The organism is Photorhabdus heterorhabditis, assembly GCF_001280945.1.
Taxonomy (GTDB): Bacteria; Pseudomonadota; Gammaproteobacteria; order Enterobacterales; family Enterobacteriaceae; genus Photorhabdus; species Photorhabdus heterorhabditis.
The window spans coordinates 1-569 of sequence record NZ_LJCS01000224.1 but is presented as its reverse complement, the minus strand read 5'-3'; the positions used below and the strand labels follow the sequence as shown (position 1 = coordinate 569).

1 protein-coding gene is annotated in these 569 nt (G+C 51.8%); it reads left to right on the top strand.

The window, feature by feature from the left end; genetic code table 11:
- Nucleotides 1-569, top strand: a 569-nt coding sequence (locus AM629_RS24155; RefSeq protein WP_161804271.1) for a hypothetical protein, incomplete at both ends; no start/stop codon positions are given.

Here is a 569-nt window from a genome sequence, read left to right as displayed (position 1 = left end):
GGAAAACGTAAACATTTTCTCAGCGCGGTGGTGACTCAACTGAGCCTGATGGCGGATCTGAAACAGCCTGCTTCCTCAGATAAGCTGCGTCACCATGTTGATGCTGAAATGCGTCGTTTGAAGATTGATGGCTTGCCGATGGAGGGGGATCAGGAATTCAACTTTGTTACGCTGGCAGACGCAGGTGAAGCGGAAAAAACCCGGGCTTTACCCGAAGCGGAACGGGCCAAGTCTGTGGTGAAAACCTTGCATTCTGTCGATGAGATCCGTGCGGCGCTGTTTCCGAGGACGTTACGCACAAAACTGGCGCAGTTAGAGGGCAGTTCGGTTGAGAATATTGCTAAGCAGTTGGCACATGTTCCGCCCTTTATTGGTTGTACCTTCTCTATGGTGTTGCAGATTTCCGCATTGCGCGCGGCTGGGTGGCCTAAGGAAAATACAGAGGCATGTACCCGGTTTGCGGCGGATCTGGTCGCTGCAATGGGGACTCTTGCTGAAATCTGTGAGCGGTTGTTGAATAATTTTCTGGTACTCAGGTTAAAGCCTCTGCTGGGTTCTGTCTTGGGGGA